General features: G+C 65.1%; 25 protein-coding genes. 13 read left to right on the top strand and 12 right to left on the bottom strand.

The annotated features are described in order from the left end of the window. Nucleotides 1–230 precede the first annotated feature (230 nt). Nucleotides 231–695, top strand: a complete 465-nt coding sequence (locus ACZ1JC_RS23605; RefSeq protein WP_465137851.1) for an outer membrane protein — start codon at nt 231–233, stop codon at nt 693–695. Between the two features lie 298 nt (nt 696–993). On the opposite strand, the gene ACZ1JC_RS23600 is transcribed toward ACZ1JC_RS23605, so the two are convergent. Continuing rightward, nucleotides 994–1,635 (bottom strand): phosphoribosylanthranilate isomerase, encoded by a 642-nt coding sequence (locus tag ACZ1JC_RS23600; protein ID WP_465137852.1) that lies wholly within the window; start codon nt 1,633–1,635, stop codon nt 994–996. 72 nt (nt 1,636–1,707) lie between these two features. On the opposite strand from ACZ1JC_RS23600, the gene ACZ1JC_RS23595 reads away from it, so the two are divergent. Next, on the top strand, nt 1,708–2,106 hold the full coding sequence (locus ACZ1JC_RS23595; protein ID WP_465137853.1) for a DUF4019 domain-containing protein: 399 nt from the start codon (nt 1,708–1,710) through the stop codon (nt 2,104–2,106). A gap of 217 nt (nt 2,107–2,323) precedes the next feature. On the opposite strand, the gene ACZ1JC_RS23590 is transcribed toward ACZ1JC_RS23595, so the two are convergent. The 9 genes from ACZ1JC_RS23590 to radC form a co-directional block, all read right to left on the bottom strand. Then, a complete protein-coding gene (locus tag ACZ1JC_RS23590) occupies nt 2,324–3,079 on the bottom strand; it encodes an SIMPL domain-containing protein (protein WP_465137854.1) in 756 nt (251 codons plus the stop codon). 144 nt (nt 3,080–3,223) lie between these two features. Further along, on the bottom strand, nt 3,224–3,910 hold the full coding sequence (pyrF, locus tag ACZ1JC_RS23585) for an orotidine-5'-phosphate decarboxylase (RefSeq protein ID WP_465137855.1): 687 nt from the start codon (nt 3,908–3,910) through the stop codon (nt 3,224–3,226). A gap of 4 nt (nt 3,911–3,914) precedes the next feature. Then, on the bottom strand, nt 3,915–4,244 hold the full coding sequence (locus ACZ1JC_RS23580; protein ID WP_465137856.1) for a LapA family protein: 330 nt from the start codon (nt 4,242–4,244) through the stop codon (nt 3,915–3,917). A gap of 101 nt (nt 4,245–4,345) precedes the next feature. After that, nucleotides 4,346–5,659, bottom strand: coding sequence for an adenylosuccinate lyase (gene purB, locus ACZ1JC_RS23575; RefSeq protein WP_465137857.1), 1,314 nt, complete (start codon nt 5,657–5,659; stop codon nt 4,346–4,348). Nucleotides 5,660–5,805: 146 nt separating this feature from the next. Further along, nucleotides 5,806–6,945 (bottom strand): endonuclease/exonuclease/phosphatase family protein, encoded by a 1,140-nt coding sequence (locus ACZ1JC_RS23570; protein ID WP_465137858.1) that lies wholly within the window; start codon nt 6,943–6,945, stop codon nt 5,806–5,808. A 120-nt stretch (nt 6,946–7,065) separates the two neighbouring features. Next, a complete protein-coding gene (locus ACZ1JC_RS23565) occupies nt 7,066–7,509 on the bottom strand; it encodes a hypothetical protein (RefSeq protein ID WP_465137859.1) in 444 nt (147 codons plus the stop codon). Between the two features lie 66 nt (nt 7,510–7,575). Continuing rightward, nucleotides 7,576–8,991, bottom strand: a complete 1,416-nt coding sequence (locus ACZ1JC_RS23560) for a radical SAM/SPASM domain-containing protein (RefSeq protein WP_465137860.1) — start codon at nt 8,989–8,991, stop codon at nt 7,576–7,578. A gap of 232 nt (nt 8,992–9,223) precedes the next feature. Continuing rightward, entirely contained in the window at nt 9,224–9,967 is a 744-nt protein-coding gene (locus tag ACZ1JC_RS23555; protein ID WP_465137861.1) for an NRDE family protein, read from the bottom strand. Then, nucleotides 9,967–10,728, bottom strand: a complete 762-nt coding sequence (radC, locus tag ACZ1JC_RS23550; protein ID WP_465138509.1) for a RadC family protein — start codon at nt 10,726–10,728, stop codon at nt 9,967–9,969. Before radC ends, ACZ1JC_RS23555 begins: the two co-directional genes overlap by 1 nt. Nucleotides 10,729–10,782: 54 nt before the next feature. On the opposite strand from radC, the gene ACZ1JC_RS23545 reads away from it, so the two are divergent. From ACZ1JC_RS23545 to purT, 11 genes are all read left to right on the top strand, one after another. Continuing rightward, nucleotides 10,783–14,019 carry an intermembrane phospholipid transport YdbH family protein gene (locus tag ACZ1JC_RS23545; RefSeq protein WP_465137862.1) on the top strand — a complete coding sequence of 1,079 codons (3,237 nt, stop codon included), beginning with the start codon at nt 10,783–10,785 and terminating at the stop codon, nt 14,017–14,019. Continuing rightward, complete coding sequence (locus ACZ1JC_RS23540) at nt 14,016–14,303, top strand: YnbE family lipoprotein (RefSeq protein ID WP_465148438.1); 288 nt, start codon at nt 14,016–14,018, stop codon at nt 14,301–14,303. The genes ACZ1JC_RS23545 and ACZ1JC_RS23540 overlap by 4 nt, the downstream gene beginning before the upstream one ends. After that, the gene (locus ACZ1JC_RS23535; RefSeq protein ID WP_465137864.1) at nt 14,303–14,698 is read left to right on the top strand and encodes a YdbL family probable chaperone protein; all 396 of its coding nucleotides are present in this window, start codon (nt 14,303–14,305) and stop codon (nt 14,696–14,698) included. The genes ACZ1JC_RS23540 and ACZ1JC_RS23535 overlap by 1 nt, the downstream gene beginning before the upstream one ends. A 452-nt stretch (nt 14,699–15,150) precedes the next feature. After that, the gene (locus ACZ1JC_RS23530; protein ID WP_465137865.1) at nt 15,151–15,471 is read left to right on the top strand and encodes an AtpZ/AtpI family protein; all 321 of its coding nucleotides are present in this window, start codon (nt 15,151–15,153) and stop codon (nt 15,469–15,471) included. A 54-nt stretch (nt 15,472–15,525) separates the two neighbouring features. Then, nucleotides 15,526–16,308 carry a F0F1 ATP synthase subunit A gene (locus ACZ1JC_RS23525; protein ID WP_465137866.1) on the top strand — a complete coding sequence of 261 codons (783 nt, stop codon included), beginning with the start codon at nt 15,526–15,528 and terminating at the stop codon, nt 16,306–16,308. A gap of 42 nt (nt 16,309–16,350) precedes the next feature. Beyond that, complete coding sequence (locus ACZ1JC_RS23520; protein ID WP_142632765.1) at nt 16,351–16,575, top strand: F0F1 ATP synthase subunit C; 225 nt, start codon at nt 16,351–16,353, stop codon at nt 16,573–16,575. Nucleotides 16,576–16,676: 101 nt separating this feature from the next. Continuing rightward, nucleotides 16,677–17,171 carry a F0F1 ATP synthase subunit B family protein gene (locus ACZ1JC_RS23515; RefSeq protein ID WP_465137867.1) on the top strand — a complete coding sequence of 165 codons (495 nt, stop codon included), beginning with the start codon at nt 16,677–16,679 and terminating at the stop codon, nt 17,169–17,171. After that, nucleotides 17,164–17,739, top strand: coding sequence for a F0F1 ATP synthase subunit B family protein (locus ACZ1JC_RS23510; protein ID WP_465137868.1), 576 nt, complete (start codon nt 17,164–17,166; stop codon nt 17,737–17,739). Before ACZ1JC_RS23515 ends, ACZ1JC_RS23510 begins: the two co-directional genes overlap by 8 nt. Before the next feature lie 196 nt (nt 17,740–17,935). Then, on the top strand, nt 17,936–18,766 hold the full coding sequence (locus tag ACZ1JC_RS23505; protein WP_465137869.1) for a hypothetical protein: 831 nt from the start codon (nt 17,936–17,938) through the stop codon (nt 18,764–18,766). A 286-nt stretch (nt 18,767–19,052) separates the two neighbouring features. Further along, on the top strand, nt 19,053–20,414 hold the full coding sequence (gene mgtE, locus ACZ1JC_RS23500; protein WP_465137870.1) for a magnesium transporter: 1,362 nt from the start codon (nt 19,053–19,055) through the stop codon (nt 20,412–20,414). Between the two features lie 190 nt (nt 20,415–20,604). Next, on the top strand, nt 20,605–21,771 hold the full coding sequence (purT, locus tag ACZ1JC_RS23495) for a formate-dependent phosphoribosylglycinamide formyltransferase (RefSeq protein ID WP_465137871.1): 1,167 nt from the start codon (nt 20,605–20,607) through the stop codon (nt 21,769–21,771). A 175-nt stretch (nt 21,772–21,946) separates the two neighbouring features. Here purT and ACZ1JC_RS23490 read toward each other — a convergent pair whose 3' ends face one another. Together ACZ1JC_RS23490 and gloB are read right to left on the bottom strand one after the other, a co-directional pair. Next, the gene (locus ACZ1JC_RS23490) at nt 21,947–22,495 is read right to left on the bottom strand and encodes a nucleoside 2-deoxyribosyltransferase domain-containing protein (RefSeq protein WP_465137872.1); all 549 of its coding nucleotides are present in this window, start codon (nt 22,493–22,495) and stop codon (nt 21,947–21,949) included. A gap of 16 nt (nt 22,496–22,511) precedes the next feature. After that, nucleotides 22,512–23,270 (bottom strand): hydroxyacylglutathione hydrolase, encoded by a 759-nt coding sequence (gene gloB / locus ACZ1JC_RS23485; RefSeq protein WP_465137873.1) that lies wholly within the window; start codon nt 23,268–23,270, stop codon nt 22,512–22,514. Between the last annotated feature and the right edge of the window lies 1 nt (nt 23,271).

The following is a 23,271-nucleotide window of genomic DNA, read 5'->3' as shown; positions in this document are numbered from 1 at the left end:
GGCCAAGTCCAGCGCCTTCGCCGATAAACGTTTGCATGGGGACGACCCGGCCGAATTCAATTGCAAAGTATGCAAATGCGCAAACGTTAATGGCAATATAGTGTCTGTAAATGGCAGTTTCATGACGTTTTCAAGCAATAATGAATTATTTCGTTCATCTGAGCGAAAGGAAAGGAGGCGCAGCGGGCGGCTCCCCGGTGAGGGCCGGGGAAAATACTGGAGAAAATACAATGCGTATCGCACTCGTTTCGCTCGCCGCCGTTGCTGCAGCCGTTGCCACCCCCGCTCTGGCCAATGAAGCACGCATCGAAGCCCGCACCGGCATCATCTGGGACGGCAGCGACAGCGAAGCAGTTGCAGGCGTCGCAGTCGGCTACGACTACGACCTGGGCAGCAAGTTCTTCGCAGGCGTCGAAGGTTCGGCAGACAAGATCCTGACCGACGACACCCGCGTTTCGTGGGGCGCCGGTGGCCGCGTTGGCTACAAGGTCACCCCGACCACCAAGCTCTATGCCAACTCGACCTGGCAGTCGAAGTTCAGCAAGTACGGCAACAGCGCCGTTGCTGTTGGCGGCGGCGTCGAGCAGGGCCTCAACGACCGTTTCTACGCCAAGGCTGAGTACAAGCACCTGCTCGTCGGCGACAACACCCCCGACGCAGACGTCGGCCTGGTTGGCGTTGGCGTGAAGTTCTGATTTGGCTGCTTCCGGTCCGCGATCGCCACCGAGGCTGCGGACCGGGAGCATCTGAGCGGAATCGCTCGCTTGCGAGCGTAAGCCAGGAAAGGGCGGCCCATGAGGGGACCGCCCTTTCTTGTTTGTGCCGCCTTGAGGCCGATGGGACTGGCGGGATGACCATAAACGCCTTCGTCATTGCGAGCGCAGCGAAGCAATCCAGAGTCGCTTAAACCGCCCTGGATTGCTTCGCTGCGCTCGCAATGACGAATTGTGGTTCAGGTTGATGATTACACCAGCCTGGGCCGGGTTCTCAAACTCAGGAGCTGCGCACGGCACGCGCGAAGGCGTCGATCCGGTCGAGGTCCTTGATGCCCGGAGCGCTTTCCACGCCCGAAGAAGTGTCCACCAGCGGCGTGCCGGTCAGCCGCACGGCTTCGGCCACGTTGTCAGGCGTCAATCCACCGGCAAGGCCCCAGGCCACCGGGCCTTTCCAGCCCGCGACCAGCGTCCAGTCGAAGCTGAGGCCCATGCCGCCCGGCAGCGTGCCCTTGGGCGTCTTGGCATCGAACAGCACCAGATCGACCGCGCCGGCATAGAGAGCGGCCTTCGCAGTATCCTCTGCTGTGGCGACGGACAGCGCCTTCCACACGGCCACGCCGTAGCGCGCGCGCAACTGGGCGGCACGTTCTGGGCTCTCGCTGCCGTGAAGCTGGAACGCGTCGAGACGGGCGCTGGCCACGGCTTCGGCGATCGTCGCGTCATCGGCATCGACGAACAGGCCCACGCGGCCGATGCGGCCCTGCGCGCGTTCGGCCAGTTGAGCGGCCTCAGCCGGGGTGACGTTGCGCGGGCTCTTGGGGAAGAACACGAAGCCGGCATGGTCGGCGCGCGCGCGGATCGCGGCTTCCAGCGCGTCGGCCGTGCTTATCCCGCAGATCTTGATCGCCGCTGTTGGCATTGGGTTTTTCTGGCCTAGATTGCGGCCCCGAAGCTTAGGGGACCGATGATGAAGCGATTTGGGCGCTATCTAATGCCATTTGCCGCCGCTGCAATGCTGGCGGGCTGCGGCATGAAGGAGTCGTTCGAGGATGCGGGGGTGGAAGTGGCCAAGTTCCATCGCGCGCTCGACGCGGGGCGGACGCAGGAAATCTGGAACAGCGCCGATCCCCAGTTCCGCGGCGCGACCCAGCAGGCGCAGTTCACAAAGCTGATCGATGCGGTTCATGGCAAGCTGGGCAAAGTGCGCGCGAGCAAACAGACCGGGTGGAACGCCAATGCCACCACAGGCGGCACATTCGTGACGCTGACGATGGAGACGACCTTCGAACGCGGATCGGGCGTCGAGCAGTTCGTCTATCGCAAGGGCGACGGCGGGCACATGGCGCTGGTGGGGTACAACATCCAGTCTCAGGACATGATGCTGAACTGATCTGTTGCGCCACTTTTGCAGGGGCTTCGGGATTTTTGATTCGCGCAAAGGCGCAAAGGCGCAAAGGCGCAGAGGCGCAAAGGGCTTGCTCTGTCGGCGAAGCCTTTTGCCGTTCCACGACAACGAATGCCGCAAAGCCTGCGAAGGAGAAGGGCACCTGCGGTGCCGAACGACTCCTTCGCGCCTTCGTTCCTTTGCGCGAACCCGTTATTCTATCTTACTGCGCCAGTTCGAACTGGACCGTCACGTTCACCGACATCTGCAGTTCACCGGCAGCGACCGGCGGCGCGGCGGCCGCCATGTCCATCGAGGCCTTGCGGGCATACATCACCGGCATCGGCGAAAAGCCGCCGCTCTCGCTGATCGAGACGATGCGTACGACCCGCAGGCCGGCGGCGCGGGCATAGAGATCGGCGCGGGCGCGGGCGGTCTTGATCGCGTCCATGCGGGCTTCGTCCTGCGCGGCTTCGGGCTGCGACAGGGTGAAGTCCGGGCCGTTCACCTGATTGGCGCCCGCCGTCACCAGTGCGTCGATCACCTTGCCGGTATCGGCCAGCTTGCGCTGGCGCACATTGACGGTGTTGGTCGCCTGATAGCCGACGATCTCACGCGGTTCGCCGGAGAAGCTGCCGTCCGGCTGGCGCTTGGGTTCGGCATAGACCGGGTTGAGGCTGAGGTTTGTGGTCTGGATATCCTTGTCCGCCACGCCGGCCTTCTTCAGCGCGGCGATCACGCGGGCCATCGCCTGCGAGTTGGCGCCCATCGCTTCGCTGGCGGTCTTGCCCTGCGTGGTGACGCCGGCCGAATAGCTTGCCATGTCCGGCGTGCGGGTGGTGGAGCCTTCGGCGCTGACGGTCAGCAGGGTATGCCCGGCCTCGATCGCCGGAACGGTCTGCTGCGCCATCGCGGCAGGGGCGGAAGCCAGCGCCAAAGCGGCGAAAGCGGGGGCTGCAAGCAATCGGGGGGATTTCATTAGTCGCACTCTCCATCCATCATCAGGACCGCAAAACGGTTTGCCGCCCCGGAGGTTGCCCGGCGCTGAACCGTGCATTTCCGGGGGATGAACGGAGAGACGGAGCCGTGGCCGCTCAGCCTTGGCTCCGGCGCCACATTTGCGTCAGAGCGTGGCCTCGATGGCGCGGGCGGCGGCGAGGGGATCTTCGGCGCGGCTGATCGGGCGGCCGATCACCAGCACGCTGGCGCCGTCGTCGCGGGCCTGACGCGGGGTGACGATGCGCTTCTGGTCGCCATTGGCGCCATTGCGGCCATCGTCCGGGCGCAGGCCGGGGACGACGAAGTAGCCGTCCTTCCACTGCCGGTGGATCGCACCTACTTCGTGGCCCGAGCAGACGATGCCGTCCAGCCCGGCGGAGTGCGCCAGCTCGGCAAGGCGCATGGCCTGTGCATGGGGTTCGTCGTTCACGCCGATGGCGGCAAGGTCGTCCCCGTCAAGGCTGGTGAGCACGGTGACGGCCACGACCTTGGTATTCTCACCCGCGGCGGCCTTGGCATCTTCCATCATCGCGCGGCCGCCGGCGGCATGGATGGTGACGATCGAGGGCTGCAGCACGTGGATGGCCTGCATGGCGCCGGCCACGGTGTTCGGAATGTCGTGCAGCTTCAGGTCGAGGAAGATCGGCAGCCCCAGCTTGTGCAATTCGTGCACGCCGTGGTGGCCGTGGGCGCAGAAGAACTCCAGCCCCAGCTTGATCCCGCCGATATGCCCGGCGACCTTGCGGGCCAGCGCCTCGGCAGCGTCGAGGCGGGGCAGGTCGAGGGCGAGATAGACGGGATTGTTGTTCATGGGATCAGACTTCCGGGGAGGGTTCTAGGGTGGGGGCGGCGGCTTCGTGCGCGGGCGCGGTCATCGACGGCATCGAACTGGCGCGCAGCGAGTTCTCCAGCGTGGCGATGCGGCGATTGAGCCGCCAACGCACCGCGCGCAGGTAGAGCCACACCGGCAACATGCCGAGGCCGAAGAACAGCAGGGCGACGACACCGACCGGCCATTCGAAGTGGATGTAGTTGCCATCGTCCAGCGGCCAGAAGTTCACCGGCACCTTGGACCAGTTCATGGCGATGAAAGCGACGAGGATCGCGGTGATCGCAATCCACAGCACGGTGCGGATGATATTCATGCTTCCTCCGGCAATTCCTGCAGTTGGCTCTGCAAGTAGGTCCGCCAATCGCGCGCGATGCTAAGCGCGATTGGCGGCCATGGGAAGTGTCGGCGGGGTGCTTAGTTCCCGAAAACGCGCGCGAAGATCGTATCGACCTGCTTGAAGTGGTAGTCGAGGTTGAACTTGTCCTCGATCACTTCGACGGGCAGCGCGGCGGTGACTTCGGGATCGGCCTTGAGAAGTTCGAGCAGCGAGAGCTGACCGTCCGATTCCCACACCTTCATCGCATTGCGCTGGACCAGACGGTACGACTGGTCGCGCGTCAGGCCGGCCTGCGTCAGCGCCAGCAGCACGCGCTGCGAGTGGACGAGGCCGCCCATGCGATCGAGGTTCTTCTGCATGCGCTCAGGGTAGACGAGCAGCTTGTCGACCACGCCGGTAAGGCGGGCTAGCGCGAAGTCGAGGGTGATCGTCGCGTCTGGGCCGATGAAGCGTTCGACCGAGGAGTGCGAGATATCGCGCTCATGCCACAGCGCCACGTTCTCCATCGCCGGGGTAACCGATGAGCGGACGACGCGGGCAAGGCCGGTCAGGTTTTCGGTCAGCACCGGGTTGCGCTTGTGCGGCATCGCCGATGAGCCCTTCTGGCCGGGCGAGAAGTATTCCTCAGCCTCAAGCACTTCGGTGCGCTGCAGGTGGCGCACTTCGATGGCCAGGCGTTCGATCGAGCTGGCGATCACGCCCAGCACCGCGAAGAACATCGCGTGACGGTCGCGCGGGATCACCTGCGTGGAGACCGGCTCCACTTCCAGGCCCATCTTGTCGGCCACGTACTGTTCCACCGCCGGATCGACGTTGGCGAACGTACCGACCGCGCCCGAGATCGCGCACGTGGCGACTTCTTCGCGGGCGGCGATCAGGCGCTTCTTGCAGCGCGAGAATTCGGCATAGGCTTCGGCCATCTTCAGGCCGAACGTCACCGGCTCGGCATGGATGCCGTGGCTGCGGCCGATGGTGGGGGTGTACTTGTGCTCTTCGGCGCGGCGCTTGATCGCGGCGAGCAGAGCATCAAGGTCTTCCAGCAGGATGTCGGCAGCCTTCACCAGCTGGACGTTCAGCGTGGTGTCCAGCACGTCGGAGCTGGTCATGCCCTGGTGCATGAAGCGCGCTTCGGGGCCGACCTGCTGGGCAACCCAGTCGAGGAAGGCGATGACGTCGTGCTTGGTCACGGCTTCGATCGCGTCGATCGCGGCAACGTCGATCGTCGGGTTGGTCGCCCACCAGTCCCAGAGGGCCTGGCCGGCGCTGGCGGGCACGGTGCCCATCTCGCCCATCTTCACGGCGGCGTGGGCCTCGATCTCGAACCAAATGCGGTAACGGGCTTCGGGCTCCCAGATCGCGGTCATCGCGGGGCGGGCGTAGCGGGGGACCATGTTCGACTCCTATGGCTGACGCGGGTGCCGCTAGGCGGGCAGGGCCCCAATGGCAAGGGGGAAGGCGCGGCGCGAGAGGCGTAGACCTTGCCGAACTGCTGACCGATGGCGTTTTCCGGGTCGGGCAAGCGACGCGAAAACCGGGCTCATTTCGAACTGATGACGGGGGTGTGCGTGGCCGGAAAGCGCGGGCGGCGGTCGCGCCCCGCCATCCTGCCGCAGGCCGGCGTACGCGTAAGGCCGGCCTTCCAGCGCAATTCGTACGTCACCATGAAGCCATCGTGATCGGACAACATCGGGCTTCCCGGGCTGCCGTCGAACATCGCCTCCACCCGCACCGGGCGGACGCGCACGTCCTCGCCGGTCCACAGGAACTGCAGGTCCTGCGTGTCCATCCACGGCTCGTCCCCGTCCCACGACATCTTCACGTCGCAGCCCGACGTCGGCGTCATGCAGATCCGGTGCACCAGATCGAGCGCCTGATACCGGGTGAAATTCTCCCAGCGCGGCTCTGACCGGCGCATATTGAAATCCCCGCCGAAGATCAGCGGGTTCTCGTCATCATGCGTATCGTCGATGAAGCGCGAAGCTTCGCCCGCCTGGCGTGCGTGCGCGGAAAGATTTCGCGACGCCGGGGCGCCCGAAGCGCCGCGTGAATTCATGTGCGTGTCATAGACGTCGACCAGCGAGGGGACGCCCGGAATTTCGATGCGGGCCAGCGCGATGCCCTTGTTCGAAAGGCAATCGAAGCCCGCGCAGGACCGCCGGCCATAAGCGGTGCGGGCATAGTCGATGATCGAATAGCGCGATGCGATGGCAAGCCCGCTGCCGAAGAGATGGATGCCGATCTCGCCGCGCGTCAGGCTGGAATGGCCGGGCAGGTGGTCGCGCGTGGCGCCCTTGGCGCGGGTAGTGCGGCGCGGGCCGGAATAGATCGCCGGATAGCCCGTGCTTTTCACCGCCTGCTTGGCAGCATCGCTGAACATTTCCTGGAACAGCACGATGTCCGGCCCTGTTCCGGCGGCGCGCATCGTGGAAAGCCGCTCGCCGATCTGCTCCAGATACTTTGCACGCCCGCTTCGTGCCGGCCAGCCGAGCCCTTCGATATTGTATGTCAGCACTTTCAGCCGCGTGGAGGCAATGGTGCCGTCGGCCGAATACTCGATGGCTGGCGGAGCCGTTTCCGCACAACTCACATAGGCGCGCGGCGGAGGAAGCGTGGAGCAACCGGTGGCAAGCAGCACGGCAAGGCCGGCGAAAAGGCGGGACGGGGGGAGACCGATCATGCCGGCGTGGCGTATTCCTGCTGGTGGGGGCGATGTGTCAATTATGCGTGAGGCGCTCCCTCGTGCCAAGCCGCTAGAAATTCCGCGCGGTAATGGCTGAGGCGGTAAAGCGGTCGGGCTTTAGCGGACGCGCGTCCCGGCGGCGTCCGGTTCGTTGTAGCGGGCATTGGTAAGGTAGATCTTCCCCCGACCGAGCGCGCAGGCGACGGCGAATTCATGATCGACCTCAGCCTGGGTTTTCAGAGCTTTGCGGCCGGTTGCGAACACCGTGTCCTTGCCGTTTATGTTCACGGTAAGCAGCATGACATCGAAGCCGGCAGAACGGCTTGCCGTCAGGAAAGCCGCCATGTCGCTGTCGGACGCATCTTGTGTAACAAATTGATAGGCACCCGGTACACCTGCCTTGCCGTAATCGGCCACAGCAGGCGCGCGTTTTAGCGGACAGGCGGGCTTCAGCCTGACCTGCCCGACGCCCGCCTCCTGTTGAAATCGCGCGCATCCGGAAATTCCGGCAATCAGCACCATCGAAGCAAGTAATCTTGCAAGGCCAGGGACGTTTTTCATCGTTCCTGGTTATTCGCCAAACACTAACGATCGCTTTCCGACGAAACCCGCAGCTTTTGCGGCAGTCTAGGCGTGAAAGAATTCGCTGAGGTCGCAGGGCTGTACGATGGGGTCGCGAAGGCGCGGGTCGCGGCAGGCTTGAAGGAAATCGTCGTATTCAGGATGGGCGGCCGCGAAAACGGCCTTGGCCTCATATTCCTCTGCGCTGAATGTGCCCCAGTTCGTCATGCGCGCGAAGAAGACGTGATCCGCCCCGATCTCGCGCGCAAGGTCCACCGCGTCGCCCATCTCGCGATAGTTTTCGGTCTGTACGGTGAAGGGGATGGTGAAATGGGAGACCAGGCCGGCCGCTCTCAATTCGCCCGCGAACTTCAGGTTTTCCTGCATGACCGACCATTTCGCGCCGCGGCGCAGGAGTTCGTGCGTCGGCCCGGTGGCGGCGTCCAGACTGATCCGCAACGATGCCACGCGCCCGTGCAGGCTGGGGAAGGCCGCCCACTGCTGGGGTGTGAACAGCATCCCGTTGGTCATCACGATGAATTTCAGGTCCGGATAGTCGTCCGCATTCAGTTGTTCGATGAGCCGGCGAAAGTTCTTGCTGGCAAAGGGATCGCCCGACCCCGTGATATGCACATAGCGGGCGTTTTCCAGCAGCGGCAGGATCCGATTGTCCTGCATGTCCTGATAGCGCGCGCGGGTTGCATCGTCCGCTGCGTAGCGGGAGGTGCGGCAGGACGGACAGGAAAGATTGCAGGTGCGGTCGTAGGCGAGGTTTACCGTTTCCGGCCCGCGCGGCATTGCCGTTTGGCGCGACGTGACGATGTCGTGCCATTTCGGTTGTGCCGTCAGCTCCTCCGCTTTCTTCAGGTGATTGCTCTGAATGACGGGGCAGGAGCGCTTGTTGCAGTGACGGTAAGACCCGTCGAGCACGCTTTCGCGGATGGCCTGGGCCTTCTGCCCGTTCCACACTGCATCGCTGGGTGCATAAGTGAGATTTCCCGCCGAAGTGGGCAACCAGCTTGCGCAGCACAAGTGGGTGGTCGTCTCCAAAACGTCGAGCTGGGTGAACGGCACCAGGCAGACCTTGCCGTTCAGGGCGAACTTCGGATTCTCCGGATCGATCAGCGCTTCGACATGGAACGCGGCGCCCTGCACCTGCACGTTCTGGCTGTGGCGGATCGTCAAGGGCAGCAGCGCGGCCAGCACGGTTCCGGCATCCTCGATGCCAAGCCGGCAGACCGCGAGCAACAGCTGGAGCCGGATGCGGATCGTCTGATTGGTTTCGCGGGCTTCCCGGTCGCGCAGTTCCGCGGCGATCAGCGGGTTTTCGGAAACCAGCGACGGGACCAGCGGCCAAAGCTCGGGATGGTCCAGCGCGTCGTTCAGCATATCCAGCATCAGGTCGCAGGCTTGACGGGCCGCGACGGTGTCGTCGACGAGAGAGGCGTCGTCGGCGGTGATGGTTTCATCCTGAACGGTCAAAGGTCATCCCCATTGGAAGGCATTTGCCTTCATTATAGGGGGGCGGAAGCAGGTTCCGGCGGTTGTGGCAGGCTGGGGCGGTGGCTGCCTACTTCACCCATCTGAAGCTGCGGTGGATAAGGGCGCTCAGCAATGGGACGAAGAACCAGTTGGAGAGCATGGCGAATCCCGTTGCCCGGGCGATTGCGTCGTGGCGGATCGTCCAGCCGCCAGCCAGCCACTGGTCCGCGCTTCAGGGCAAGGTGGCCCAGGGCCATGCGAAATCGATCGAGACTTCTCCGCTCACGCTGCCGTCCGATGCGAAGCTGCGCTCGACTATCCGGCCCCGGCCGGAGCGATGCAGGGCAAGCACGGTGCTGCACCGGGTGCCGTAGATGAAGTCGCGGATGAACACCGGGGCGAAGCGCGGTTCGGGGCCGTCTTCCGGGCGCGCGGTTCGCCGGTCGGGCTTCTCCACGCGCAGGGCGTCCAGGAGTGGGGAGAGGTTTTCGCTGCCAGCCTCCAGCCAGTGCGCCACCGCCTGTTCGACCGCGTGAGTCTTGGGCCAGGGCAGGTCGAAGCCGCCATTGGACAGGCCGTGGATGCCGGGGGTGAGCGTGCGCGCCTCGGTCTGCGGGTAATTGGTGAGGAAACGTGCGGCGCCGTCAGCCACTTCCACCAGGTTGAACGGGTTCATCGTCTCCACCGGCTCCGGCGCGCGGGCTTGCAGCAGGTCGGTGACGAGTATGCCGCGGGATGGGCGGCCCGGCTGCGCGCCTTCGGGCACGCGGTAATTGGTGACGAGGACGAAACGGCCGCCCTCGGTCAGGCCCATCCACGTGCCGTGGCCGACAAGATCGCGCCCGGCGATGATATCCGAACCGTCGTCCCAACGCGCCAGCGGAGCGGAGGCGCGGGCGTGGAATTCGTCGCGATTGCCGGCGACGACCAGCGGCCAGTCGGGATGCGCCTGCCAGGCGACAGCGGCGACGCACATCAGAGCAGGCCTTTCGCGCGCATGCTGATATGGCCCTCGCGCCCGATCACCACGTGGTCGTGAACCTCCACGCCAAGGATGCGGCCGGCTGCGGCGATGCGGTGCGTCATTTCGATATCCGCGCGGCTGGGTTCGGGCGAGCCGGAGGGGTGATTGTGGACCAGGATCAGCCCGGTGGCGCCAAGGTCCAGCGCGCGGCGGATCACTTCGCGCGGGTGGATCGCGGCTTCGTCTATCGATCCTTCGCCCACCATCTCGTCCAGCAGCAGCATGTTTCTGGCATTAAGATAGAGTACGCGCACGCGTTCGCGCGTCAGGTGCGCCATGTCGATGGTCAGATAGTCGATCAGCACCTGCCACGATCCGATCACCGGCTTTTCCCGCACGCGCTGGCGGGCGAGGCGGGTGGCGGCGACGGTGACGATCCTGAGCGCGGCCGCCGTCGCGTCGCCCATGCCGGGATGAGCGGCCAGAGTGCGCGGATCGGTTTGCAGCACCGCCGCGAGGGAGCCGAATCGCTGGATCAGGCTGCGGGCCAGCGGTTTCATGTCGCGCCGGGGAACGGCCTGCATCAGCAGGAGTTCGATCACTTCATGATCCGCCAGCGCTTCCGTTCCGCCGTCGATCAGCCGCTTGCGCAGCCGCGCGCGGTGCCCACTGGGGTCGTTGCCCGTTTCGGACCGCCTGGCGCCATCGTCCGGCGCGGAAATTCCGGCGCTGGGCGCGGGCGGTTCATCGAAGAGACTGTCCTGATCGGGCATAAGCTGCACGGACAATTGCCTTTCCCGGCGCGGGCGCGCAAGTGAACGATCTGAATGTCTGAGGTGCAAGACCAGTCCGAAGCCCCGGCGGAGCCAGACCGCCCCTCCAGCGCCCGTCGCCGCGTGGCGGCCGGGAGCGCGTTGGGCGTGTTGGGCCTCTTCGCGCTTTCTCTGGGCGCGGCCTGGACGATGCGCGAGCATATTGCAGACAACCTGATCGCCGATCAGCTGAACAAGCTGGGCCTGCCCGCACGCTACAAGATCGTGAAGATCTCGCCCTCGGAAGAAGTGATCCGCAACGTGGTGGTGGGCGATCCCCGGCGGCCGGACCTGACGATCGAGGAAGTGCGCGTGGCGACGCGGCTGGCCTGGGGCATCCCCGGCATCGGCCGGATCACGCTGGTGCGGCCGCGCCTCTATGGCAGTCTGCATAGCGGCAAGCTGAGCCTTGGCGCGCTGGACAAGGTGCTCGAATCGGGTGGGGGCGACAAGGATCACCCGCTGCCCGACTACGACGTGGCGCTGGTCGACGGGCGCGCGCTGATCGAGAGCGACTACGGCCGCATCGCCGCGAAGATCGACGGGGCCGGGGGCTTGCGCGGCGGGTTCGACGGCGTGCTGGCGGCAGTGTCGCCGGCAGTGGCCTATCAGGGCTGTAAGGCGGCGCACACCACGCTTTACGGCAGACTGCGCGTGGAGGGCGAAAAACCCAGGTTCACCGGGCCGCTGCGGATGGATGCGCTCGATTGCCCGTCGCAGGCCCAAGGGCAGGGTTTGCGCGTCGGCAAGTCGGCCGCGCAGCTGGATCTGACGGTCGACCGCAGGCTGGACGGGGTGGAAGGCCGGCTGGGCTTTGCAGGCGGCGCGGCGCGGCTGGCCGAGAACCGCGTGGAAGGGCTCACCGCTTCCAGCCGCTTCACCTTCCGCAAGCAGGCGCTGACCGCCACCTACAAGCTGGCCGCGCACGGCGTCGCTACGCCGCAGGCGGCGGCAGCGGCGCTGGGCTTCGACGGGCAGGTGCGCACCGATCCCGGCTTCGCGAACATCGATATAGAGGGTGACGCCACTGGCAGCGGCCTGATCCCCGGCGCCATGGCCGACAGCGCGCTGGCCGATCTGGCCAGGAGCGGGGAGGGGACGCTGGCCGCTCCGCTGGCGAACGGCATCCGCACCGCGCTGGCCCGCGAGGCGCGTGGATCGAAGCTGGACGCCAACGTGATCCTGCGCCGCGATGCCGGCCGCTGGAGCCTTGTCCTGCCGCGCGGAAACTGGCGGGGGACGAGCGGGGCCTCGCTGCTGACGCTCTCACGCGTGCAGGCGGTGTTTGGAAAAGGGAGGCCGGTCATCACCGGCAACTTCGCCAGCGGCGGGGAAGGGCTGCCACGCGTTTCCGGGCGGATGGAAACGGGTGCGAATGGTCGCCTCGCGCTCAGCGTCTCGATGCCCGAATACCGGGCCGGCGATGCGCGCCTTGCGCTGCCACAACTCTCGCTGCTCCAGTCCGCCGATGGCGCGATCACTTTCGCGGGAGAGGCACGCCTTTCGGGCGCCCTGCCGGGCGGAAAGGCCGATGGGCTGGTCATGCCGGTGGAGGGGCGCTGGGCGGCGGACGGGGCAGTGCTGCTCTGGCCGCGATGCACCACGGTCGCGTTCGACCGGCTGGCACTGGCCAATGTGACGATCGACAAGCGCAAGCTGTCGGTCTGCCCGGCCAAGGGGCGACCCATCATCGCGAGCGACGCACGCGGGCTTTCGATCACCGCCGGCTTCCCTGCGCTGGACGTGACCGGCCGCATGGGCGGCACCCGCATCCGCGTGGCGAGCGGCCCGCTGGGCTATGCGCAGTTTCCCGGAAAGCCGGGCGCGCTGACGGCCAAGGCGGTGTCGGTGGAGCTGGGCGCGGCGGATGCACCCTCGCGCTTCCGCATCGCCCACCTTGATGCGACCATCGGCAAGGAGATAGGCGGCGCTTTCGACGAGGGCGACGTGATGCTGGCCGCCGTGCCGCTCGATCTGCATCAGACCGCCGGGCACTGGCGCTATGCTGGCGGCGTCCTGGCCGTGGACGATGCGCACTTCACGCTGGTCGACCGCCAGCAGGCGCCGCGTTTCCAGCCGATGATCGCGCGCGACGCCACTTTGCGGCTCCAGAACGGCACGATCACCGCGCAGGCCCTGCTGCGGGAGCCGAAGAGCGATCGTGGGGTAGTGCGCGCCGATATCGTGCACGACCTCAATGCCGCAAAGGGGCATGCCGACCTCGCGGTGGACGGCATCGTGTTCGACAACAAGGTGCAGGCCGAAACGCTTTCGCCGATGCTGCTGGGCATCGTCTCCAACCTCGACGGCACGGTGCGCGGCACTGGCCGGATCGACTGGAATGGGGACAGGGTCACCAGCCACGGCCGTTTCTCCACCGATGCGCTGGCCTTCGCCGCGCCGTTCGGGCCGGTGAAGGGGCTGTCTGGCGATGTGGTCTTCACCGACCTGCTGGGCATGATCACCGCGCCGGACCAGAAGCTGAAGATCGCCTCCCTGAATCCGGGTATCGAGGTGACGGACGGCGTGCTCTCGTTCCAGATGGAGCCGAAATACCTGCTCCGCATCAATGGTGCGCAGTGGCCGTTCATGGACGGGCAGTTGACGCTGGAACCCGCGACGATGACCATCGGCGCGTCGGAAACGCGGCGCTACAAGCTTACCGTCAAGGGCCTGAACGCCGCGACGTTCGTGCAGCATCTGGAAGTGGGCAATGTCAACGCCACCGGCGTGTTCGATGGTGAACTGCCGCTGGTGTTCGATGAGAACGGCGGCCGGATCGACAATGGCTACCTGCGCTCACGCGCGCCGGGCGGCAATGTCAGCTATATCGGCGCGCTGACCTACAAGGACCTGTCGGCGATGGGCAACTTCGCCTTCGGGGCGCTGAAGTCGGTCGATTACAAGCAGATGGAGATCGGTCTCGACGGATCGCTCTCCGGCGACATTCTCACGCGGATCAGCTTCGACGGGCTCAGCCAGGGGGCGGAGGCTTCGAAGAACTTCATCACCAAGCAAGTGGCGAAGCTGCCGATCCACTTCATCGTCAATATCAAGGCGCCGTTCATGAGCCTGTTCGGCAACATGCGCTCTCTCTACGACGCCACCTACATCAAGGATCCGCGCCTGCTCAGTGTCGAGGCGGCGATGCAGGCGAAAGCGAAGGCTGCCGCAGCGGCGGCAGCGGCAAAAACCACGGTTGATCCCACGCAACACACCATTCAGCCTTCAGACAGCGAGAAAAAACCATGATCGGCCCGCAATTGACCGGAAGCGTTCCGGCTGCGACAAGCCCGGCGATGAAGTCTATCGCCCACTCTTTTTCGCAGCATATCGCCCCCCGGTCCGGCAGGCGCGCCGTTCGCGCCGCGGGGATGGTGGCGATTTTCGTCCCGATGCTGGCGGGCTGCATTCAGGTTACGGCGCCCGACAAGCCGATCGTGATCGAACTCAATGTCAACATCCGTCAGGAAGTGATCTATCAGCTTTCCGCAGACGCGGAAAAGACGATCAAGGACAACGAAGGCGTATTCTGATGACCAAGACCCGTTTCAGCAATTCCGTCGCCCTGATGGGTGCAGTCGCGCTGGTTCTCGGCGCAGCAGGTGTCGCCGTGGCGCAGGAAGCCCGCGATCCGGCCTATGCCGCCGCGCGCGCCGCCGGGCAGGTGGGTGAACAGCGCGATGGTTACCTTGGCGTCGTCGGTGGCCAGTCAGCCGCCGTGCAGGCGATGGTGCGTGACCTGAACAACAAGCGCCGCGCGATCTATACCGATAAGGCAGCCGGCAAGGGCACGATCGAGGAATATGCCTTCGCCACGGCCTGCCGTCTGATCTCGCAGACCAGCCCGGGGGAGAAGTATCAGGCCCCCGATGGTTCGTGGCAGACCCGCACGGCCGCGCCGCCCCAGCGCGATCCGCGCTGCCCGTAACGTCGCTCCTGCAGTCTCGACCCGTTTTCGGGCCGGTATCACCAGAGGTGGTGCCGGCCCGAGTTATTTGTAGGGTGCGCCCGTTACATCCATGACGAGTGGGTCGGAGCCGTGCAGAGGGCAGCGCAGTGATCTGCGCCTCCCGTCTCGCTGGCGGGACACTCTTTCACTCTTTCGACAGGGTTGTGACGGGGCTCTGACAGCATGATTCGCAAATCATCGTTGACGAATGGCACCACGCATCGCCCTTGCGCTTTTCCTTTTCCTGGCGAATGCTGTGCCGGCACGGGCACTTGGGCCAAAGGCTTATTGCGCGGGAATGCGTGTGAACAAGAGGCGCCGGCAGCGCCCGGCCAAGGTTGACTCGGGATAAGCCCCACCCTAAGGGGGCGGCGCCCTCGGCAGGGAGCCGTTGAACGCGTCAATCGTCCTTTGATGGAGGAGGACCTGACATGAACGACGAGCCTTCTGCACGGGATCCCGTTGGCGAGGATGCGCGCCTGGAACGGCTCGACGAAAGGCTGAAAGCCCTTCGCGGCCGTGAAGAGCAGCGCAACAAGCCCAACGCAGGCACGGAAACGGACGATTCCTATCGCGCCGGTAACCGTGTTCTGGCCGATCTTCTCGGCGGGGTCATCGGCGGCCTGTTCATCGGCTGGGTGATTGATCACTTTGCCGGAACATCGCCCTGGGGTCTGTTGGTGATGTTGTTCCTTGGAATATTCGTCGCCTTCAGGAATATCATACGGAATTCGAACCAGCGCCCGGATTGACCCAAAGGGGGGTGGATTAGGGCGCTGTCGTTCATTGGCGACAGGGATATTCGCGTGGCTGCCGAAGCTAAGCTCGATCCGATGCACCAGTTCCAGCTGGAAACGCTGGCCGGTGCGAATTGGAACATTGCCGGATACAACATCGCCTTCACCAACAGTGCGCTGTGGATGGCGATCGCAACCGTGGTGCTGATGGTGTTCGTCGCCGGCGGCATGAAGCGCCAGCTGGTGCCCGGCCGCTGGCAGATGGCGGTGGAAACCTTCACCGGCTTCATCGACGGCATGCTGGCCGCCAACGTCGGCCCCGGCGGCAAGAAGTACGTTCCGTACATCTTCTCGCTGTTCATGTTCATCCTCTTCGCGAACTTCCTGGGCCTGCTGCCGCTCGGCGTCCTGGGCATGCACGCTTTCACGTTCACCAGCCACTTCTCGGCCACCGGTGTCCTGGCGGTGCTTTCGTTCGCGATCGTTCTCATCGTGGGCTTTGCCAAGCACAAGCTGCACTTCTTCTCGCTGTTCGTGCCGCACGGTACGCCGGTGGTGATGATCCCGCTGATCTTCGTGGTCGAGCTGATCTCCTTCCTCGTGCGTCCGTTCAGCCTTGGTCTTCGTCTCTTCGTCGCGATGATGGCCGGCCACGTGCTTCTTGAAGTGCTTTCGAGCTTCGTGATCAGCTCTGGCAACGCCGGTATCGGCCTGTTCGCCATCGCCGGTCTGCCCAGCTTCATCCTGATGATCGGCATCTGCGCGCTTGAGCTGCTGGTTGCCGGTATCCAGGCCTACGTTTTCGCTCTTCTCACCTGCGTCTATCTGAACGACGCCGAGAACCTTCACTGATTTTCAGTCTCTTATTAGACTTTTCCAAAGGGAGTTTTTGTAATGGAAGCAGATGCTGCAAAGCTGCTTGGTGCCGGTCTTGCTGCGATCGGTTGCGGCCTCGCCTCGATCGGCGTGGGTAACGTTTTCGCGAAGTTCCTCGAAGGCGCGCTGCGCAACCCCGGCGCTGCCGACGCCCAGCAGGGCCGTCTCTTCATCGGCTTCGCGGGCGCCGAACTTCTCGGCCTGCTCTCGTTCGTCGTTGCCGCGCTGCTGATCTTCGCCTGATCCAGCGCACTGATCCGATCCGGCCGCGCGAACCCTTTGGTGCCGCGGCCGGGCCACCGGATGCAAGATTTTTACCGGCTACCTCGGGACAGGGCTGACACATGCCTCAGATCGCACAGCTAGGCGAATATTACGCCAGCCAGATCTTCTGGATGCTGATCTTCTTCGCCATCACCTTCTTCGTCGTTGGACGCGGCATGGTGCCCAAGGTGATGGATACCGTCGCATCGCGCGACAAGCAGATTGCCGAGGACCTCGCCACCGCCGAAAAGCTGCGCGAAAGCGCCGACGCGGAAGAGGAAGCCTGGCGCACGCGTGAAAACGCGAACCGCGCCGAGGCCCAGGGCCTCATCGCCGCGGCCCGTGGCAAGGCCGGCGCCGCCACCGCGGACCGTCTGAACGCCGCGCAGGTCGGCATCGACGCCGATCTGGCCGCCGCCGAAAAGCGCATCGACGAGGCGCGCCGTTCGGCCGCTGCCGAGATCGAGAGCGTTGCCGCCGACGCCGCGCGTGATATCGTCAGCCGCGTTGCCGGCCTCTCGCTGGACGAGACCGCCGTGCGCAGCGCCGTGAAGGAGAGCCTCGCTCATGGCTGAGAACACTGCCGCTGAATCGGGCGCCGCACCCGTCGCTCACGAAGCCGCCGGCAATCAGGCGCACACCGCCGTCGAGCACGCGGAACCCGCGCTGCTGGGCGTTGCCCCGCCGGTTGCCGTCGTCAGCACTTCGATGCTGGTGCTCATCCTGATCATGATCTGGAAGGGCGTGCCCAAGCTGATTTCGGGTGGTCTGGATTCGCGGATCGCTCAGATCAAGGCGCACCTCGAAGAGGCCAAGACCCTGCGTGCCGAGGCGGAAGCCCTGCGCAAGGAATATGCCGACAAGATCGCGAACGCCGAAAAGGACGCCGCGGCCATGCTTGAGCACGCTCAGCATGAAGCCGAAGCGATCGTCGCTAAGGCTGAAGCCGACACCACCGAACTGATCGCCCGCCGTCACAAGATGGTGGAAGAGAAGATCTCGGCGCTGGAATTGGCCACGATCACCGACCTTCGCCGCAAGGCCGCTGCTGCTGCCGCGCTGGCCGCCGGCGATCTGATCAAGGCCAACCACTCGGCCGATGCCGACAAGGCACTGGTCGACAAGGCGATCGCCGGGATCTGATCCCGCCGCCTGCCGGTAACCGGACAAGATAAAGCCCTCGTGTTCGCACGGGGGCTTTTTTCATGTCGGTCTGACGCCATCCGGGGCGATGAAATTGATGTAATCGCGGCAAACGCAGGATCCCGTTAAGTTGACAATTACCCCGCCTCCTTATTGAGCGAGGGCAGGCCCATCGGGCTTGCAACAAGGGGGAAACATGAAAATTGCTGCGACTATCGCGGCCGGCTTGATGCTGGTCGCAACACCGGTGCTTGCCGCCACGCATCCGCTGAGCAAGCAGGACGCGCTGCAACTGACCCAGCTCGGGCTGGGAGACGACGCCATCGTCGCCAAGATCAATGCCGACAAGGTGGACTTCGACCTTTCGACCGACGACATGATCGCGCTGCGCAAGCAGGGCGTCTCGTCCGCCGTGATCGCGGCGATGATCGCCAATCGCTATCAGGCAAAGGCAGAGCTTTCGCTCGATTCGCCCGATCCCCGCGTGCCGCATCCGGCCGGGCTCTATGCGCTTCAGGACATCGGCGGCCCGCACATGAAGCGGATGGAGCCGACCGTCACCAACCAGGCCAAGACAGGGGGCATCCTGGGCTACGCGCTCACCGGCGGCATCGCCTCGATGAGCGTGAAGGCGGCGATCCAGAAAGAGACGTCGATCGTGCCGGTGTCGCGCCAGCCGCGCTTCTACTTCTTCTCGGCTGAATCGAACGGCAGCGATGCCAGCGCATGGGCCAGCGGCACCAACACTGTGGTCGCATCGCCGGCCGAACTGACGCTCGTTCACCTTACCCGCAAGGACGGCCGCCGCGAAGCCCGCGTCGGCAGCATGAACATTGCCGGCGCCAAGTCCGGCGTGATGGACAAGGATCGCATCGAGTTCCGCCACGAACTGGTGCGTCCCGGCGTCTACAAGGTCGAACTCGCGCAGCCGCTTGAGCCCGGCGAATATGGCTTCATCTACTCGCTGGCCGGCGGCGGTTCCTCGGGTGCGATGACCGCGCGTATCTTCGATTTCACCGTGCAGTGACGAAGGATTGACCCGGTTGATCCGGGTCGGATCGAGAGGGCCTCCGCGCAGCTGCGCGGAGGCCTTTTTCGTGCCGTAACGGGAACGTGTCGCAGTCATGTGCAATCGAGGTTGACCTTGGCGCGGTTTGGGATCAGAGCGGCGCCCGCACGGCCAATCGTGCCGCGCAAGTTTCAGGAAGCGAGGACATGTCAAGCGACAGTTCCAGTAGGACCGCACGCCCCAAGGGCGCTGGCTAGTTCTCGCTGGCCATCGTCCGCCCGGGTCGTGCGGACGAAAGGTTTGAATGATGGTGAACGACCTGCTCGCCGGCGTGATGGCCGGCCCCCGGCCCGTGAAGCGCGGGCTCTACATTGCCGATATCGTCGAGATGCTGGAGGCACTGTCTCCCGCCGAGGCGGCTGCCAAGCTGGGCCGCATGGCGGACGTGCGCGCCGTGGCGGCGCTGGACCGGCCGGAATTCTCCTGCGCCCCTGAGGTGCTGGAACTGCTGCCGTTCCCGCGCGCGGTCCGGCTCGTCTCGCAAATGGCGGAAGACCGCGCGGCCGACGTTCTGGCGGAAATGGACGAGGATCTGGCTGCGCGCTTCCTCGCCGCGCTGGCGCCCGATGTGCGCACCTCGCTCTCCAAGCTGCTGGCATGGCCGGAGGATAGCGCCGGCGGCATGATGACGACCGAGTTCGTCGCCGCGCCCGCCGATGCCACCGTCGGTGATGTGCTGCGCCTGATCCGCACGGTCGAACGCAGCCGCGAGACGGTCTATTCGGTGTTCCTGGTCGACAAGGCGGGGCGGCTCGAATCGACCATTTCGCTGCGCCGCCTGATCGCCGCAGAGCCTGACGATCCCGCGCTCGATCTCGGACGCGACCGCGAACCCGTGGTCGTCGCGCCCGATACCGATCGCGAGGAAGTGGCGCACCTGATCCGCCGGCACGACCTTCTGGCGCTGCCCGTGGTGGACGAGGAGGGCCGTCCGCTCGGCATCGTTACCGTGGACGACGTGCTCGACGCGCTGGTCGAGGAGCATACCGAGGATGTGCAGAAGTTCGGCGGCGTGGAGGCGCTGGACAAGCCCTACCTCGAAACCGGCTTCTTCGCGATGATCCGCAAGCGGGCAGGGTGGCTTAGCGTGCTGTTCCTCTCCGAAATGCTCACCGCCAGCGCCATGCAACATTTCGAGGACGAACTGGCACGCGCCGTGGTGCTGACGCTGTTCATCCCGCTCATCATGAGCTCTGGCGGCAACAGCGGAAGCCAGGCGACCTCGCTGATCATCCGCGCCCTCGCCGTCGGGCAGGTGCGGCTGCGCGACTGGTGGCGCGTGGCGCTGCGCGAATTGCCGGCCGGCATGGTGCTGGGCGGTATCCTCGGCGTGGTCGGCTTCGCGCGCATCGCGCTGTGGCAGCAGCTCGGCTTCTACGACTATGGCGAGCACTGGGTGCTGATCGCCACGACCGTATCGGCCGGGCTGGTGGGCATCGTCACCTTCGGGTCGCTGGCGGGTTCGATGTTGCCCTTTGCGCTACAACGGCTCGGCTTCGACCCCGCCAGCGCCTCCGCACCGTTCGTGGCGACGCTGGTCGATGTTACGGGTCTGGTGATCTATTTCAGCATTGCGCTTGCCATTCTCTCCGGGACGCTGCTCTAGCCGCTTACGTCATTTGATCAGTCTACGCTTTCCTCCGTCATTGCGAGCGGAGCGAAGCAATCCAGAGCCGCCTAAACCGCCCTGGATTGCTTCGCTCCGCTCGCAATGACGAAGAAGCGGAAACTTCTTGTGCGGGCGAGCATGCAGAATATGGGGCAGATCTTGCCTCCAAACGAAAGGAACGGCCGTCATGGCATATACCGCGAAGATCCTGCTGCTCGGCTCGGGCGAGTTGGGGCGCGAATTCGTCATTTCGGCCAAGCGCCTGGGCTGCGAAGTCATTGCCTGCGACGCCTATGAAGGCGCGCCGGCGATGCAGGTGGCGGACGGCTTCGAGGTCTTCTCGATGCTCGACGGCGAACGCCTGCGCGCCGCGATCGAGAAGCACAAACCGGACTTCATCGTGCCCGAGGTCGAGGCGATCCGCACCGAAGTGCTGGCCGAAGTGGAGGCGGAAGGTTTCTGCGTCGTGCCGTCCGCGCGCGCCACGCAGATGACCATGAATCGCGATGCCATCCGCGAAGTGGCCGCCGTCGAACTGGGCCTGCGCACCTCGCGCTATCGCTATGCCGAAAGCCTGGACGAAGTGCTGGCCGGTGCCGAGCACACCGGGCTGCCCTGCGTCATCAAGCCGGTGATGTCCTCATCGGGCAAGGGCCAGAGCACGGTGCGCAATGCCGCCGATCTGGAGAAGGCGTGGGACTACGCCGTCGCCAACATGCGCGGCGACCGTAAGCGGGTGATCGTCGAGGAGTTCGTCGCTTTCGATTACGAGATCACCCTGCTGACCGTGCGCAGCCGTGAGGGCGTGTCGTTCTGCCCGGCGATCGGCCACCGGCAGGAGCGCGGCGACTATCAGGAATCGTGGCAGCCGACGCCGATGGCGCCTGCCGCCATTGCCGCCGCGCAGGACATGGCGCGCAAGGTGGTGGACGATCTGGGCGGCTATGGTCTGTTCGGCGTCGAGTTCTTCGTGAAGGGCGAAGAGGTGATCTTCTCCGAACTCTCGCCGCGTCCGCACGATACGGGCATGGTCACGCTGATCTCTCAGAACCTGTCCGAATTCGACCTCCATGCGCGGGCGATCCTTGGCTTGCCGATTCCGGAAGTCACGCTCCATGGCCCCAGCGCCTCGGCGGTGATCCTCGCCGATCGGGATAGCGTTTCCTTCGCCTACGAGGGGCTTTCCGATGCCTTGGCGACGCCGGGTGTCCAAGTAGACCTGCGCGTCTTCGCCAAGCCTGTAACGCGCCCCTACCGCCGTATGGGCGTTGCACTGGCGCTGGCCGGGGACACCGATACGGCGCGCCGGGTTGCGGCTGAGGCAGCGGGCAAGGTGCGGATCGTTTACAAGTGAGGTGAGGGGGCGAGCCCTCCAGCAAACGACCAAACCCTGCCCATGACGATAAACTGTATCGTCGCCCCCGCGAAGGCGGGGGCCCCGCTTCCTTTTCGCCACGCCGGCAAGAACAAGCGGGGTCCCCGCCTACGCGGGGACGACGGGGTTTTAGGACGAGGGCGAGGGTGAGCGTTTACTTCTTCCAGCCGTGAACCCGCTGGCGCACGGTCGCCAGCAGTTCCTCCATTGTCGCCACTTGCGTCACGCCATAGCGCGCGGCGGTGATGTCGACGTTGCCCTTGCGCCAGAAGCCATCGGGGCAGAGTACCACCAGCTTGCCGCCCCGCGCATGAAGGCCGAGTTCGAGCAGGCTCACCGGGCTCTGCGTGCCGGGCGTGAGGTACATGACGATCACGTCGGCACTGTCCAGCGCGGAGAGTTCCCATTCGACCTGACGGCGGAATTCCGGCTCGCTCGCCTCGGGCTTCCACGCCGGGTTCCAGTCGGGTCGGCGCGGGTTGAGGATCACCACGTTCTCGTTCGACAGGGCCTTGATCAGATCGGCCTGCCAGTCGGTGGCGCTGCCCATGTCGATGCTGCCGCCCAGGAACACGCGCGGCACGTCATGCGCGGCGGGCAGGGCCTGCGGAGAGGTGACGATCGTGCTCGATGCCATGGCTGGAGCAGCGTTCGTCAGCAGGGTGGCGAGCGCGAGGAGGGGGGCGAACTTGCGAAAGGTCATCGGGGGCTAATCGGTCTCAGAACGTGTTCTTGGCTTCGCGCAGCGCGGCGAAGGTTTCCACCGCGTCATGGCCGCCCCAGCGCGCCTGCAGGGCTGGATCGTCGGCGCGGAGGAACGGGTTGGTCAGCAGTTCGCGGCCGAGCTTGGCGGGCACGGTGGGAATGCCGGCGGCGCGGGCGCGGGTGATGTCCTCGGCATAGGCGGCGAGTTCGGCATTGTCCGGATCGGCGTGCAGCGCAAACTTTGCGTTCGACGCGGTGTACTCGTGCGCGCAGTAGAGCATCGTATCGGCCGGCAGCGCCTTGATGCGCTGGAGGCTTTCCCAGAACTGCGGCGCAGTGCCTTCGAACATGCGGCCGCAGCCGAGCGCGAAGACCGAGTCGCCCACGAAAGCGATTTGCGCTTCGGGCAGCCAGTAGGCGCAGTGGCCCAGCGTGTGGCCGCCGACGTCGAGAACTTGTGCGGTCCAGTCGCCGATCTTCACCGAATCGCCCTGATCGACACGGCGGTCGACGCCTGCGATCTTGCCGGCATCGCCTTCGGGCGCGGTCACCGTGCAGCCGGTCGCCGCCTTGATGGCGCCGTTGCCGCCGGCGTGGTCCGGGTGCCAGTGGGTGTTCCAGATCTGGGTGATCTGCCAGCCCTTGGCGGCGGCCTGCTTCAGATATTCGTCGGCATCCGGGGTATCGATGCACACGGTTTCGCCGCTGGCGGAATCGTGCAGCAGATAGCCGTAGTTGTCGCTGAGGCAGGGGAACTGGTGGACTTCGAGCATG

The organism is Sphingomonas sp. BL-S-28, assembly GCF_055521515.1.
Note: the sequence above shows the minus strand (reverse complement) of the source record. Positions and strands in the feature narration are given on the sequence as shown.